This is a genomic window from Mesorhizobium carmichaelinearum, assembly GCF_900199455.1.
GTDB lineage: Bacteria > Pseudomonadota > Alphaproteobacteria > Rhizobiales > Rhizobiaceae > Mesorhizobium > Mesorhizobium carmichaelinearum.
The window spans coordinates 204,545-217,808 of sequence record NZ_FZQR01000001.1 but is presented as its reverse complement, the minus strand read 5'-3'; the positions used below and the strand labels follow the sequence as shown (position 1 = coordinate 217,808).

General features: G+C 63.7%; 14 protein-coding genes. 10 read left to right on the top strand and 4 right to left on the bottom strand.

Translation table 11 applies throughout. From position 1 onward, the window contains the following. The first annotated feature begins 49 nt into the window (after positions 1-49). From CKW40_RS00920 to CKW40_RS00875, 10 genes are all read left to right on the top strand, one after another. Positions 50-1,177 (top strand): serine hydrolase domain-containing protein, encoded by a 1,128-nt coding sequence (locus CKW40_RS00920; protein WP_095198470.1) that lies wholly within the window; start codon positions 50-52, stop codon positions 1,175-1,177. Between the two features lie 265 nt (positions 1,178-1,442). Continuing rightward, a complete protein-coding gene (locus CKW40_RS00915) occupies positions 1,443-2,492 on the top strand; it encodes a PilN domain-containing protein (protein ID WP_095198469.1) in 1,050 nt (349 codons plus the stop codon). Positions 2,493-2,494: 2 nt separating this feature from the next. Then, positions 2,495-3,088 (top strand): type II secretion system protein GspM, encoded by a 594-nt coding sequence (gene gspM / locus CKW40_RS00910; RefSeq protein WP_095198079.1) that lies wholly within the window; start codon positions 2,495-2,497, stop codon positions 3,086-3,088. Further along, complete coding sequence (locus CKW40_RS00905; RefSeq protein WP_095198078.1) at positions 3,085-3,639, top strand: hypothetical protein; 555 nt, start codon at positions 3,085-3,087, stop codon at positions 3,637-3,639. The genes gspM and CKW40_RS00905 overlap by 4 nt, the downstream gene beginning before the upstream one ends. Next, positions 3,636-4,562 (top strand): hypothetical protein, encoded by a 927-nt coding sequence (locus CKW40_RS00900; RefSeq protein ID WP_095198077.1) that lies wholly within the window; start codon positions 3,636-3,638, stop codon positions 4,560-4,562. Before CKW40_RS00905 ends, CKW40_RS00900 begins: the two co-directional genes overlap by 4 nt. Continuing rightward, positions 4,559-6,202, top strand: a complete 1,644-nt coding sequence (locus CKW40_RS00895; protein ID WP_095198468.1) for a GspE/PulE family protein — start codon at positions 4,559-4,561, stop codon at positions 6,200-6,202. The genes CKW40_RS00900 and CKW40_RS00895 overlap by 4 nt, the downstream gene beginning before the upstream one ends. Beyond that, complete coding sequence (locus CKW40_RS00890) at positions 6,202-7,419, top strand: type II secretion system F family protein (RefSeq protein ID WP_095198076.1); 1,218 nt, start codon at positions 6,202-6,204, stop codon at positions 7,417-7,419. The genes CKW40_RS00895 and CKW40_RS00890 overlap by 1 nt, the downstream gene beginning before the upstream one ends. After that, positions 7,416-7,886 carry a prepilin-type N-terminal cleavage/methylation domain-containing protein gene (locus CKW40_RS00885; RefSeq protein ID WP_095198075.1) on the top strand — a complete coding sequence of 157 codons (471 nt, stop codon included), beginning with the start codon at positions 7,416-7,418 and terminating at the stop codon, positions 7,884-7,886. Before CKW40_RS00890 ends, CKW40_RS00885 begins: the two co-directional genes overlap by 4 nt. After that, entirely contained in the window at positions 7,883-8,242 is a 360-nt protein-coding gene (locus tag CKW40_RS00880; RefSeq protein ID WP_095198074.1) for a PulJ/GspJ family protein, read from the top strand. The genes CKW40_RS00885 and CKW40_RS00880 overlap by 4 nt, the downstream gene beginning before the upstream one ends. Continuing rightward, entirely contained in the window at positions 8,239-8,964 is a 726-nt protein-coding gene (locus CKW40_RS00875; RefSeq protein ID WP_095198073.1) for a general secretion pathway protein GspJ, read from the top strand. The genes CKW40_RS00880 and CKW40_RS00875 overlap by 4 nt, the downstream gene beginning before the upstream one ends. Before the next feature lie 19 nt (positions 8,965-8,983). Here CKW40_RS00875 and gspG read toward each other — a convergent pair whose 3' ends face one another. From gspG to CKW40_RS00855, 4 genes are all read right to left on the bottom strand, one after another. Next, on the bottom strand, positions 8,984-9,472 hold the full coding sequence (gene gspG, locus CKW40_RS00870; RefSeq protein ID WP_095198072.1) for a type II secretion system major pseudopilin GspG: 489 nt from the start codon (positions 9,470-9,472) through the stop codon (positions 8,984-8,986). Beyond that, a complete protein-coding gene (locus tag CKW40_RS00865; RefSeq protein ID WP_095198071.1) occupies positions 9,472-9,966 on the bottom strand; it encodes a prepilin peptidase in 495 nt (164 codons plus the stop codon). The genes gspG and CKW40_RS00865 overlap by 1 nt, the downstream gene beginning before the upstream one ends. A 2-nt stretch (positions 9,967-9,968) precedes the next feature. Continuing rightward, positions 9,969-12,098 (bottom strand): type II secretion system secretin GspD, encoded by a 2,130-nt coding sequence (gene gspD, locus CKW40_RS00860; protein WP_095198070.1) that lies wholly within the window; start codon positions 12,096-12,098, stop codon positions 9,969-9,971. Positions 12,099-12,594: 496 nt separating this feature from the next. Beyond that, complete coding sequence (locus CKW40_RS00855) at positions 12,595-13,059, bottom strand: Imm26 family immunity protein (protein WP_095198069.1); 465 nt, start codon at positions 13,057-13,059, stop codon at positions 12,595-12,597. Positions 13,060-13,264 lie beyond the last annotated feature (205 nt).

The following is a 13,264-nucleotide window of genomic DNA, read 5'->3' as shown; positions in this document are numbered from 1 at the left end:
GGCCCGGCCTGTCATAGGTCTTGAGATGATATTGGATGAGAATTCGCGCATGAACATAGAGGGTATCTGCGATCCGCGCTTTGCCGCCGTCCGCGAGGCATTCGCTGCGTGTTTCGCCCAAGGGCTGGACCATGGCGGTGGCGTATCCGTCGTCGTCCACGGCAAGGCCGTCGTCGACCTGTGGGGCGGCCACGCGGATGCCGCGCGAACCCGCCCTTGGCGGCAGGACACGCTGATCAATGTCTGGTCCTCCACCAAGGGCGTCGTGGCGCTGGCGATCGCCATGCTGGTGGAGCGCGGCAGGCTGGACTATGCCGCGCCCATCGTCTGCTATTGGCCGGAATTCGCCGCCGGCGGCAAGGAGCGCATCACGCTCGATCAGCTGATGTCGCACCAGGCCGGGCTGAATGGTCTTGCCGTGCCGATGGACGAAGCAGGAATGTTCGCGTGGACGCCTTTTGTCGACGCGCTGCAGGCCATGTCGCCGCTATGGGAGCCCGGCAGCCGCTGTATCTATCACGCCCTGACCTATGGCCACGTTACCGGTGAAGTGCTGCGCCGCGTCGACGGGCGAAGCATCGGCCGCTTCATCGCGGAAGAGATCGCAGGCCCGCTCGGAGCCGACTTTCATGTCGGTCTGCCGGACCGCGAGGATTCCAGGGTCGCCGAGATGATCGAGGGTCCCGGGACTTCCGACTGGGTCGAGTTTGTCCGCGCTTCGCCATTTCCCCACGCAAGCGACAATCCGGCACCCCGTGCATTGGCCCCCAACGATCGCGTCTGGCGCGCGGCTGAAGTGCCGGGCGGCAATGGCCAGTCGACGGCGCATGCCCTGGCACGTATCTACGGCATGATGGCAGCAGGCGGGGTCTGGGAGGGCAAAGCTCTGATCGGCCGCGCGGCGATCGAGGAAGCAACGCACCTGCGCTTTCGCGGCATGGATGACAGCTTCGCGGTTCCAACGGCCTTTTCCGCCGGCTATCAGATCGAGGATCCGGTCTATGCCGGCCGCGCGTCGCCGCAGACGTTCGGCCACACCGGCTGGGGCGGCGCGATCGGCTTTGCCGATCCCGGCGCCGGCGTCGGGTTCGGCTATGTCACCAACCGCATGCTGGGTTTCGACGATTTGGACCCACGCCGCAAGCTGTTGATCGACGCCGTCTACGACTCGCTCTGATCGTCCGAACAGGTCTTTGCGGGTCGCGAGACGATCCTGCTCGATGGAAGACACATAACTTCGCGCTATCTCTCATTCATCCTGTCAGCCTTATGAGACACGCTCCGCAACGGACAGCCTCCGCATGTGTGAGTGGCACTCCAACAAAAGCTGTGGCTAATCCCTTACCCACACCCCCGCAAATATCCGCACCACGCCACCATCTGTAGTAGTCTCAGCCTGAAAACCCCGGCCGAGAATCAGCCGGGGCGGCGGGTGGTTGATTGTGGCGACACTCAACGCGCAATTTCTGGATTTTTTCGACTGGTGGCTCGATGAGCTGCGAGGGGTCTGGACGCGGGTTGTACCCAAGAAAGAACAGGCTTCCACCGCCGATTGGATCGTCAGCCTGGCGGATGACGGCATTCGCGTGCGCGAGGCCAATGCGCCGGAGTTCCAGTCGATCCCGCTGGCGCTCACCGCTTCTTCGGACGAGATCCTGGCACTGCTCCAGGGCGGAGCCCGGCGCAGGCGGCCGAGCTTCGATATCGGGGTCCAGCCCGGCCTGGTCCTGACCCGCCAACTGGCGGCGCGCCGGCTGCCGCTGCGGCAGGCGCGCGACATGGCCGAACTCGACCTTCTGGCCACGACGCCGATCGACCCGGCGCAGGTGCATGTCATCTTCGCAGCGGCGGCGGAGCAGGACAGCGCCTACCATGTCGTCAAGGCCAAGACGCTCGCCGCCGTGCTGGACGCGGTGCGCCGCGCCGGCGGCTCGGTCCGCTGCCTGTCGCTGTCGCGGCCTGCTGGCGCGCTGCGCGCCGATCCGCTTAGCCTTGCCGCCATCTGGCCGCCGACGGCGCGTGACCGGCGTGCCCGGACCGCCTGGATTACGGCCATTTCGGTGCTGGCCGGGGCGGTGCTGGTGACCTTCGCGCATGCGCATTGGCGCGCCTGGCAGGCCGAGGCCGAACTGGACACGCAGATCGCCGATGCACAGGTGCTGGCCAAGGCGGCGCGCACCTCGCTGCAGAAGCGCCAGGCCGGCATCGAGCGGATCGAAAAGATCCGTCAGGAAAAGAAGACGACGGCGTCGCTGGTGCGCGTCTGGGCCGAGCTGACGCATCTGCTGCCCGACACGGCATGGTTGACCGATCTCTCGGCCAAGGGCGACGACCTGACCATTTCTGGCTTTTCCACTTCGGCCGCCGAACTGATCCAGCCGATCGACGCCTCGCCGCTGTTTTCGGCGCCTGAATTCGCGTCACCGGTGGTCAAGGTTCCCGGTCAGGACGGCGAGCACTTCACCATTTCGGCAAAGATCGGAGCGCTCTGACGATGCTCTCCGCCATCCTCAACACGAGGCCGACGATCCGCCGCCTGATTGCGCTCGCCATCGCCGTGGTCACGGCCTGTGTGCTTGCCTGGGTGGTGTTCGCGGCGTTCGACAGCGTCGCCTCGGCGCAAGCCGGGATCGAGGAAAAACGCGAGCTTCTCGGCCAACTGCAGAGCGTGGCTGCCCTGGCAAAGCGCCTCGACAGCGCCGCCAGTCCGCAAGCCACCGCCAATCCCGAATTTCTGACCGGTGGCAGCGAAGCGATCATCCGCGGCGGGCTGCAGACCCGCCTGAACGCGATTGCCGCCGCCAATGGGGTCAGCGTCCTGTCAGCCGGCAATGCGCCGGTGCTCAGCGAAGCCGGCGTCGATTTCATCGGGCTGCGGGCCAATCTTTCGGGGCCGCTGGAAGGCATCCACAACGCTATCCTCGCCATTGAGACGTCGCTGCCGGTGCTGTTCATTCGCGAGGCCACCTTGCGCACGACCGACGTCAGGCCCGCGGCGGGGCGGACCGGCGATCCCGAGCTTTTTGCCGAGATCCTGTTTTACGGGCCGCTGCAAACGCAGATGGCGCCCGCCGGGGTCAAACCATGACCGGGAAATTCGCAGTCCTGGCGATTGCGGCTGTGATCGCGGCCCTCGCTTTGGTCAATGTCGCGCTCTACGATACGCCTGTCGACATCACGCCGGTCGCCTCCGGCAAGGGGCATGACGGGGGACCGGCCGCGGTGGCGGGATCGCTGCAATTTCCCGAAGCCGGCGATTTCAGCGAGACGTTCCAGCGTCCGCTATTCACGCCGACGCGCCGTAAATTCGTGCCCCCGCCGGTCGTGCCGCCGCCGGTAGAGGTTGCCGTGGCCCCGGTCGCGCCGGCGCCGGCGCCGCCGCCACCCGAAGCCGCACCGGCCGTTGCGCCATCGCTGCTGGGCATTAGCATCCACGGCGGAGCGGCGAAGGCGCTGCTGCGCGTCGCCGGAAGCGGGACCGCGGTCTGGTATGGCAATGGCGAGACCGTCGATGGCTGGACGGTGTCGGCGATCGACAAGGATCAAGCCGTGCTGGAGCGGGATGGCAAGGTGGCGCGCATCCCGCTTTATCCGCCCTGGAAGAATGTCCCGCCAACTCCGAATGCCCCGGAACTATGAGCGACCGCGTCGCCCATGACAGCGCCAATGAAAGCGCAGCGGACGACAGCGGAGGCGCCGGCTTTTCACTGGTTGCCGTGCTGGTGTTCATGCTGATCGTCTCGGCGATCGTCGTCCCCTTTGCCGTGACGGCGAAAACGCGGCTGATGATCGCCAACAACGAGGTCGAGCAGGAGCGCCTGTCGCTGCTTGCCGAAGGGCTCGGCAATGTGGTCGCGAGCGCATTGACCGGCGGTTCAGGCGGGCAAAAGTTTCCGCTGGATTCCACGCCGACATCATGCCGGTCGGGAGAGTTCGGTTTCACGGTGCGCGTCCAGGATCATGGCGGGTTGATAGACCTCAATGCCGCGGATGAGAGCCTGCTGGAGCTTGGCTTTGCGGCGCTCGGCTTCGAGCAGCAGCCATCGGATGAACTGGCCAAGGCCGCCATCCGGTTTCGCGACACCGCCAAGCTGTTCGCCGGCTTGCCGCAGTCGAGAAGCGCGGTCGGGCCAGCCGAAGACAAGCAGGCGCCGTTCGAATCCGTGTCCGAACTGCAGGAGTTTTCGGCACTTGCGTCGATACAACTCCAGAACCTGAATGCCGTTTTCACGGTCAACTCGAAGCGGGGCACGATCAGCGCCGATCGCGCGCCAGGCCGTCTTCGCGCGGCCCTTGCCAGTGGCTCCGACGCTGCGGTCGTTCATGCGTCGGCCGAACCATCGGCTTACACGGTCGACGTGGTGGTGAGGCGGGACGGCGCAGGGATTATGGGCGAGGCCGGGTTCATCATCGAAAAATCTCCGACAGGCGCGGCTTTCTCACGCGTCGCCCGGAGCCCGGCCATCGAAGCCGGCGCCTTTCCGCCAGTCGCCGGCACCGCCGACTGTGAGATGCTTTTCGGCACTGAGGCAGCGCAGATCCTGCGGAGATGGAGCCCATGAACGCTTCCGCGCAGACGAAGGGGATAGAGGCGTTTCTTGCCTTTCTCGAAGGCGAGAAAGTGTTGACCGCGCATGCCGCCCAACGCGCTCTGGGGGCATCGCGAACATCGGGACACCCATTCGATACGGTGATGACTGAACTCGGGCTGATCGGCGAGCAGGACCTTGCCAGCAGCCTCAGCCGCTACCTCGAAGCGCCGACGCCGGTCGAGATCCCCGAACAGGTCAGTCCCGAAATGCTGGCAAGCGTGCCGTTGGCCTATCTCAGGGAAAACGCCATCCTGCCGCTGCAGATGGACGCCGAGCGGCTGGTCGTCGCCGTGGCCGATCCTTTCTCGTCGGCCACCATCGACGCGCTGGCCTTCCACTATGAGCGGACACTGGCGCTGCGCATCTTGCCAAGGCGCCTGATCGCCGAACACATCGATCGCATCGAGCAATCGGCCTTGGCGACGGTTTCGAATGGCGGCGGCAGCGGCGAAACCCTGGATTTCGGCCCCGATGACCTCGAGCGGTTGAAGGATTTTGCCCGCGAGGCGCCGATCGTGCGTTTCGTCGCCGAGACCATCCACAAGGCGGTCGATGCGAGAGCCACCGACATTCACATCGAGCCGCTCGAGGACCATGTCCGCATCCGCTTCAGGCATGACGGCATGCTGTCCACCGTCGACACCGCGTCGATCGCGATGCTGTCCGGCATCTCCACCCGCATCAAGATCCTGTCGCGGCTCAACATCGCCGAACGCCGCTTGCCGCAGGACGGACGCATGCGCATTGCCGTGCGCGGTAGGGATGTCGACCTGCGCGTCTCGGTCATTCCGTCCATTCACGGCGAGGCCATCGTGCTGCGCATTCTTGATCGCGCCGGCGTCGAACTGAAGCTGGAGAAACTCGGCTTCGACGGCGTCGCGCAAGCGAAGATCCGCAGCATGTCGCAATCGGCCAACGGCATCGTGCTGATCACCGGACCGACCGGCAGCGGCAAGACGACGACGCTCTATTCCATCCTGGCCGAACGCTCGCGGCCGGATGTCAAGATTTTCACGGTCGAGGATCCGGTCGAATACCGCATGACCGGCATCACCCAGCTGCAGGTCAATCCGGCGATCGACCTCGACTTCGCCGCCGCCTTGCGTTCGATCCTGCGCCAGGATCCCGACATCATCCTGCTCGGTGAAATCCGTGATCGCGAAACGGCGCAGGTCGCGGTCCAGGCGGCGCTGACCGGCCATCTCGTGTTCTCGACGCTGCACACCAACAGTGCCGCAGGCGCCCTCACGCGCCTGCGCGACATGGGCATCGATGGCTATCTGCTCGGCGCGACGATCCGCGGCGTCATCGCGCAGCGGCTGTTGCGCTGCGTCTGCCCGACCTGCCGCGGCGCGGAGCAGACCGGTCAGGCCTGCCGCACCTGCAACGGCTCCGGCTACAGCGGCCGCACGGTGACCTATGAAATGCTGCAGGTGTCGCCGCGCATCGCCGAGCTCATCGACCAGGGTGCTGGCGAAATGGAGATCGGCCGCATTGCCGCCGAGGATGACCTCGTGCCGATGTCGGTCCACGCAACCGCCCTTGCCCGATCGCAGGTCACCACGATGGACGAAGTCCGCCGGGTCATCGATCTCGCGGGAGGTGACTGATGCCGGCCTTCGCCTATCGCGCCTACCTGGCCGACGGCTCAACGGAAGCCGGCGTTCTCGACGCGTCGACCAAACAGGACGCCGCGCGCAAATTGGCGCAGCAGGGTCGCCGGTCTTATCATCTCGCGCCTGCGAACAGCGAAAGGCCGCAGCTTCGCCTGCCGGGGCGCAGCGCACTGACGCTGACCCGCAAGGTCGATCTCAGCCGCTTGTTTTCCGAACTTTCGGTGCTTCTGAATGCCGGCTTCACGGTCGACCGTGCCTTGGGCGCGGTCATCTCCGGCGAAGCCAACCGGCAGAGGCGCCAGCAGCTGCAAGCGGTGCTCGATCTGACGACCGGCGGCCGGCCGATCGCCGAGGCCTTTGCCGCCCTGCCGGGCATCACCCCGGATATTGCCGCGCTGCTTGCCAGCGGTGAGCGCAGCGGCAAGATGGCCTATATCTGCCAGCGGCTGGCGGATACGTTCGAGGCGACAGCCAAGCGCCGCGCGGCAATTGGCGAGGCGCTGGCCTATCCGGCCTTCCTGCTGCTGGTCATGAGCGGGGCGCTGGTCATCCTGGCAACGGTCCTGGTGCCGGCGCTGGAGCCGATCTTTGAAGGGTCATCCGCCCCCAAACCGTTCACCATGACCATGCTTTCCACCTTCGGCATCGTGTTCCGCGATTACCCCTTCGTTTTCCCGCTGGCGGCGGTTCTCGGCCTGCTTTGTTACCTTCTGGTCTCCCGTTCCGCCGGCGCCAGGAGACAGCTTTCGCACTCGCTGTTGAAGATCCCGCTCATCGGCGCGCTGGTGAGGGATGCCGTGGTCGCGCGCTATCTCGAAACGCTTGCGCTGCTGCTCGGCAATGGCGTGGCGATGACCGAGGCGCTTGGCCTCGCCGCCAATGTCTCCAGGCAGAGTTCATTGGCCGCGAGTTTTGCCACCATCGAGGAGAACGTCGCCAACGGCGCCCGCCTGCACGGCGCGATCGTCAAGGCGGGGATTTTCGACCACGCGACAATGTCGCTGGTCTCGCTTGGCGAAGAGGCCAATGCGCTTCCCGTGGTGCTGGATCGCGCCGCCAAGATGCTGCAGCTGACGCTGACGCGGCGCATCGACACCGTGCTGAAGCTGTTGACGCCGGCGCTCACCATCTCGCTCGGCTTTCTCGTCGGCAGCCTGGTCATTTCGGTGATGACGACGATCCTCAGCATCAACGATCTGGCGCTGCAATGACCGCCCGACAAGCCAACACACAGGCGGATGCGACGGCCGGATTCACCCTGGTCGAGATGCTGGTGGTGCTGGCGATCATGGCGCTTGTCGCGGCCATCGCGGCACCCGGGCTGGTCAGCCACTATCGCACCAAGAGCCTGGAGACGGTGGCGGGCGAGATCACCATGCGGCTGCGCCTGTCGCGCACATTGGCCATCGCCACCGCCCGGCCGAAGCAGATCGTTGTCGATCTCGGCAGCCGTCTCATCCGCTTCGGCGAACGCGACAGTCTTGCCTTGCCGGACGATGTCAAAATGACCGTGATCACCGGCCAGGAGACGGTCGTCGCCGATCGGCAGACAGTGCTGACCTTCCTTCCCGACGGCAGCGCTTCCGGCATGGACATCGCCTTGCAGCAAAAAGGCCGGACCGCGCGCATCGCGGTCAACTGGCTGACGGGGCTTTCGACATGGCGAACCCTGCCATGACCGGGCCATCGTTCCCATCTTCATCCGAAGACGGATTCTCGATCCTGGAAATGATCGTCGCCATGACGATCCTGGCGCTCGTGCTCGGCATCGCCAGCCAATCGATCGTGCTGGCCAGCCGCAGCATTGCCGCGGCCAAACGCCAGGTCGAAGCGGCGAGAACCGTCCGCATGATGCTGGCCGACTACCAGGCCCGGGCGCAAACCACGGCACAGCCCGGCTGGACCCTGAAGACCCGCACGATAGACGTGTCGAAGGCGAGGGTGACCGCCGTTCTCATCGAGAAGCCGGGTGGAGCGTTTCCAAGCGGGCCGTTCCTGACCTTTGTGCCGGCGCAAGGCCCGGCTGCGCCATGAGCTGGCCGTTCTCCCGCGCTCGGTGGAAGGCCCGCGCCGTTCGCCGCCGTCTTGCGGGCGCTGCTTTGCCGGACGGCAAGTCGCATCCGCAACCCCAGGCATCGGCAGCGGGGTTTGCGCTCATCGACGTGTTGGTGGGGCTGGCGCTGATCGGCGTCATCACATCGCTGATGATGGTCTTTCTCGGCCAGGCGCGAACGATGATGCGCATCGAAAAGGTAACCGAGTTCCAGATGGAGGTCGATGCCGCATCGCGGTTTCTCGAGACGGCGATCAGCCACGCCGAGTCCTTGCCCTTGTCGAAATCGTCGCCGGACCAGGTGCTCTATCTCAGCGGCGATGGTGCCCGGATCGAGTTCAATGCCGTTCAGGCGATCGGCTTCAAATCCTCGGCACTCCGCGAAATCGCCGTGTCGCTTGGCGATGGAGGCCAGTCGGGAACTGCCCTGGCCATCGTCCAGAAAACGCGGCGCGGCAGCAAGCCCGGTGCATCGGTGTCGAGCGAACCGGTGCGGCTGATCGGCGGTGTGAGCGCGCTGAAATTCGAATATCTCGACAGTGCGCTGGCATCGCCATCGTGGCTGCCCAGCTGGAATGTACCCCGGCGGCTGCCTGCCGCGGTGCGCTTCACCCTCTCGGTGGTGCGTGATGGCGCCGCCTATTCATCGCGAGGTTTTGCCCGCCTCGATCTGGCCGGCACCCCGGCGCCGCGCACGAATTGAGCGCGCTCTCCGGCCGCCGTCAGTTGCTGACGTCCTGGTCTTCGCCGGTTCCGTCGGGTTTGCCGTCCTTGCCAAGGCTGCGGATGACCACGCCGCTGGCATCGGCCTTCACTTCGTAGGTGTAGGGCCTGCCCCACGGATCCTTCAGGCCGGTGTTTCCCTTGAGGTAAGGCCCGTTCCAGCGCGTTTCGCCGGCAGGCTGCGCGACCAGGGCGTTGAGCCCCTCTTCGTCGGTCGGGTATTTCGCATTGTCGACATAGTAGAGTTCGAGCGCGCTTTCGATGTTGCGGATCTGCGCCTTGGCCGCATTGGTCCTGGCCGCGCCGAGATAGCGCAGCACCTGCGGTGCCGCCAACGTGGCGATCAGCGCGATGATGGCGAGCACGACCAGAAGCTCGACCAGGGTGAAGCCGCCTTCGCCATGATCGCGTTCACTGACAGATTTTCTGGCGCGGCCCGATTCTTCGGGGCATTGAGATCTTTCGGAGGGCTGAAGAAAGCGCATCATCAGAGCAGTCCCATGTCTAGACCTGCAAATTGCTCCAGCGCCCAGCTGGAACCGAGGCCGATGGCGATAAACGGGCCGAAGGCGACGCGGGCCCGCGCTGCCGCCGGCCCCGTCGCGACAACCTGCCCGCCGACGAACAAAAGAGCGCTGGCGCTGGCGATGAACAGCAGCACCGGCAACAGCAGCGGGCTGATCCAGCACGCGGCGGCCGCCAGCATCTTGACGTCGCCGAGGCCGAGGCCGATCCGGCCGGTCATGAGGAAATGGCCGCGCCGCAAAAGCCAGGCAGCGGCGAAAGTCGCGGCGGCGAAGAGGAGATGCACCGACAGACCGTTGGCGTCCGTCGCCAGCTGATAGCAAAGGCCGATGCCGGCCAGCGCCAGGTTGAGCCCGTCCGGAATGATCTGCCGGCGGAAATCGGCGATCGCAATGGCGGCAAGCACGACCGCCAGGGCGATCGTGGCCGCCAGTACGAGAGATGGATGCGTCGCCATCGTCAATACGCCAGCCTCTTCAAATCCTGCTGCAGCTTGGTGCCGCCGCGCCGCTTCTGGATCGGCGTCTGCAGGCTGATCTTGCCGCGGAATTCGTCCGTCACCTCGCGCGCTTCATTGATATCACGCACGACATGCGGCCGGATGAATATGATCAGTTCGGTCCGGCCGATACTGTCGTCCTTCTGCTTGAACGCATTGCCGATAATCGGGATATCACCAAGGATCGGCATCTGGGTCCGGTCAACATTGTTGCGCTGCTGGATCAGACCGCCCAGCGCCAGGCTTTCGCCGTCATTGACCAGCACCCGGGTCTGGATCTTGCGCTGCTGGATGGTCGGCGAATCGATGCCGGAGCTGGTCGTCTTGGTCACATTGCTGACCTCCTGCTCGATGTCGAGCATGACCCTGCCGGTATTGTTGATGCGCGGCGTCACCGTCAGGATGACGCCGGTATCCTTCATCTGGATCGAGTTGATGATCGGCGCGGTGCCGGTCGTCGTGTCCTGCTGTTGCTGGGTGGCGATCGGCACCTGGTCGCCGACCTGCAGGATCGCCTTCTGGTTGTTCAGCGCCATGATCGTCGGCGCCGAGATGACATTGACATCGGTGATGCTGGACAGCGCGTTCAGCGTCACCTGGATGTTGTCGGTCGCATAGCTCCAGCTGAAGCCGGGGAGCGCCGCCGCGGCCGCTCCCTTGGCCACGTCCGACAGGGAAATCTTGGTGCCGCCATTCTCGAAGAACCAGCGCAGGCCGTATTTCAGATCGTCGTTGAGGGTGACCTCGGCGATGACGGCTTCGAGCATGACTTGCGTCGGCAGCACGTCGACCTTGGACAGGATCTGCTCGATGCGTTCATAGTCGCGCGCCGTGGTCTGGATCAGCAGCGCATTGTTCTCGACATCGGCGACGACCGTGGCGTGCGCAGGCGGCTGTCCGTCCTGCAAATCGGGCAGTGAAGGCGACGGTCCGGTCAACGGCGCCGGCGTGACGCCGTCCGACTGCATGGCGATCGGCGTCTGGTTGGGCGACACGTTCGAGCCGCCCGATCCGCCTTCGGTCTTCACCGTGGTGCCGAGAACCGAGCTCAGCACCGCGGCCAGTTCCTTGGCCGGCCGGTTCTGGATCTGGTAGACGAAGAGCTGGCTTTCATTGGTCTCGGCCAGCTTGTCGAGCTTGTTGATCCAGGTTGCGGCGCGCGCCAGATAGGCCGGGCGCGAGGTGATCACCAGCACCGAATTCAGCCGGTCGTTGGGGATGAACTGGATGAGCTTGGCGCCTGGGCCTTCCTTGGTGCCGAAAATCGAATCGAGTTCGGCCGCAACCGCTTCCGGCTTTGAGGTTTTTAAGGGATGCAGCGCCACCGACATGCCGCGCATCCAGTCGACGTCGAACACCGAAACGGCTTCCCGGATCGCATTGAGGTCGCTGTCGCTGCCGGCGACGGTGATGATGTTGCGGGTGGAATCGACGCGCAGCACCGAGCCCTGGCGGGTGATCGGTTCGAGAATGGTCTTCATCTCGTCGGCGGCGATGAATTGCAGCTGCAGCACCTGCACCTTGACGCCGGGGCCGGACGGCGAAGTCGACGGCACGCTGACCGGCGGCGTGCTGGCCATGATCTCCGACAGCGGCACGATCTGGTAGGTGCCGGCGCGGCTGGTGATGCCGGCGGCGTTCACCGCCAGCGCCGATTGCAGGATATCGACCAGCGCATCCTTCGACACCGGCTGCGAGGTCTGCAGCGTCACCGTGCCTTGCACGCGCGGGTCGACGATGTAGTTGAGGTGCAGCGCGTCACCCAGCACCGCCTTGGCCGCGTCGGCGATCGGCGCGTTGACCAGATTGAGCTCGAACTTGCCGGACCCGTCGCTCGTCACCTTGGTGACCGGCGCGCCCGACGACACGAACTGGCCGGTGCCCTGATACTGCGCGCCGTTGAACCGCTGCGCCGCGCCCGCCGCCGAGGTGATGGTGGCAGGCCCGGTATAGCCCGACCGCAAGGGCGAGTTCTTGGCGTGCAGGCTGTCGATGGTTTCGGTGAAAAAATCCTTGCCCGGCGCGGAGGTGCAGCCGGCAACAGCCAGCAGCGTGAACAACACGACGCAATGACCCGGTTTGCTCGACATCCACCCGATTCCCCTAGGGGTTCAGTCTAGGGCTTCTTGCAAGCCGATGTCGGGAATGATGGCGGTGTTTGGGGTCTATCCACAGGGTAGGTGGGGAGGAGTGTGCGCGATTTGGAGATCGATGCAGGATGCTTGCGCTCCAGCAGAAGAACGCGATCTTGGTCGGGACTGCTTTGGGCTGCAGAGGTGGCGTATCCTTGGCCGGGAGGTCAGGCCGGCATCGCGAAAAAAGTGCACTGTCACCGTAGTTCGGGGCTTTAGGTGAATGACGACGGCCCGAACACCCAAAAAGTGCACTGGACTGCACCCCATAGGTGAGACACGATAATTTCTGTGACAGGTTATCCTGAGGATGACCTATGACAGACGGAGAGACGTTCAGAACGTTTCCGACGGCCTTTAAGTTCGCGGCGATCAAGCGGCTTGAGGCAGGCGTTTGAGCTAGTGTAAAGAGCGCTCTATCAACGTAGCTCACATCGTTACCGTGATTCCTTGATCAATGGGGTTTCAGCTGGTCGGTCAGAATCAATTCGACGACTTCATACCCGTGTAAGCCGTCTTGCTCCAAATGGCCCGCTGAAGCTACGCTAGCTTGACCCTCCAGCTTCGATGGATCAGAATCTGAGTATTTTCGAATAAGAATTCGGTTAGAAAGGCTTTCTTTATGAACGAAGTTTGGCATAGGCCATTTGTCTTCTATCCATATCTTCATTTCACCAATAATTGGCCAACTTCCATTAATTAAACCGAGATCGCCACACCGAAGGCACCTGACCGCGTTATCTGGACTTATGTCACTTAATTCATCCGCGTTTGGCAATTCCAGACGCATTGGTCCAAATAGATATACTAGAATAATCTTTCCCTTTGGGGCCATGCGGGCTACCAGGCCAAGCCCATATCCACCTGATCTCAACGGAATGGCAAATAAGGTACCTTTTTTATAAGGTAGTTTTCCCATTTTTTAATCTCTCCTATTCGCCGACAAGCCTACTGATAAAATCGCGAGCAGCATTCATATAGTCATTTATATTTCTATTTCTTTGACTTATAGGAGAGATCATATTCATGGGCGGATTATAGTGTTCGTGAAGCATTTGCTCGAGGCCTCTCTGCTCTTTTAGTACATCGGTGAGATGCTCTTGTGTAAATGTAAGTCCTTTAGT

Excerpts from the sequence above, each read along its gene's own strand:
- CKW40_RS00890 (WP_095198076.1), top strand. The coding sequence starts at position 6,202 with ATGCCGGCCTTCGCCTATCGCGCCTACCTGGCCGACGGCTCAACGGAA.
- gspG (WP_095198072.1), bottom strand. The coding sequence starts at position 9,472 with ATGATGCGCTTTCTTCAGCCCTCCGAAAGATCTCAATGCCCCGAAGAA.
- CKW40_RS00895 (WP_095198468.1), top strand. The coding sequence starts at position 4,559 with ATGAACGCTTCCGCGCAGACGAAGGGGATAGAGGCGTTTCTTGCCTTT.
- CKW40_RS00900 (WP_095198077.1), top strand. The coding sequence starts at position 3,636 with ATGAGCGACCGCGTCGCCCATGACAGCGCCAATGAAAGCGCAGCGGAC.
- CKW40_RS00920 (WP_095198470.1), top strand. The coding sequence starts at position 50 with ATGAACATAGAGGGTATCTGCGATCCGCGCTTTGCCGCCGTCCGCGAG.
- CKW40_RS00865 (WP_095198071.1), bottom strand. The coding sequence starts at position 9,966 with ATGGCGACGCATCCATCTCTCGTACTGGCGGCCACGATCGCCCTGGCG.
- CKW40_RS00855 (WP_095198069.1), bottom strand. The coding sequence starts at position 13,059 with ATGGGAAAACTACCTTATAAAAAAGGTACCTTATTTGCCATTCCGTTG.
- CKW40_RS00875 (WP_095198073.1), top strand. The coding sequence starts at position 8,239 with ATGAGCTGGCCGTTCTCCCGCGCTCGGTGGAAGGCCCGCGCCGTTCGC.
- CKW40_RS00880 (WP_095198074.1), top strand. The coding sequence starts at position 7,883 with ATGACCGGGCCATCGTTCCCATCTTCATCCGAAGACGGATTCTCGATC.
- CKW40_RS00905 (WP_095198078.1), top strand. The coding sequence starts at position 3,085 with ATGACCGGGAAATTCGCAGTCCTGGCGATTGCGGCTGTGATCGCGGCC.
- gspD (WP_095198070.1), bottom strand. The coding sequence starts at position 12,098 with ATGTCGAGCAAACCGGGTCATTGCGTCGTGTTGTTCACGCTGCTGGCT.
- gspM (WP_095198079.1), top strand. The coding sequence starts at position 2,495 with ATGCTCTCCGCCATCCTCAACACGAGGCCGACGATCCGCCGCCTGATT.
- CKW40_RS00885 (WP_095198075.1), top strand. The coding sequence starts at position 7,416 with ATGACCGCCCGACAAGCCAACACACAGGCGGATGCGACGGCCGGATTC.